We start from the raw sequence: 353 nt of genomic DNA, 5'->3' as shown, positions 1-353 counted from the left end.
ATCGCGCCGGCCAGGCTGACCCAGTCCCAGATCGACACATTGCAACAGCAATACCGCATCGCCGACATCCTGCCGCTGACCCCCTTGCAACAGGGCTTGCTGTTCCATGCCGGCGCCACCAACGGCCACGGCGACGACGTCTATGCGATGCAGCTCGACATCAGCGTGTCAGGTCCGCTCGACCCTGACCGGTTGCGCGAAGCGGTGCAGACCGTTGTCCGTCGGCATCCGAATCTGGCGGCGCGGTTCTGTGCACAATTCGCCGAGCCGGTACAGGTCATTCCGGCCGACCCCGTGCCGGCCTGGCGCTACGAGGAGCTTGACTCCGACGACCAAATCCAGGCGGTGTGCGC

General features: G+C 65.4%; 1 protein-coding gene. It reads left to right on the top strand.

Going from position 1 to position 353, the window contains the following annotated elements:
* Positions 1 to 353: condensation domain-containing protein (locus AC5Y4C_RS20980; protein ID WP_500008531.1), on the top strand; the 353-nt coding region annotated here is incomplete at both ends.

Source organism: Mycobacterium sp. NGS35, from assembly GCF_059812855.1.
The sequence above is the reverse complement of the archived record's forward strand: the minus strand, read 5'-3'. Positions and strand labels throughout refer to the sequence as shown.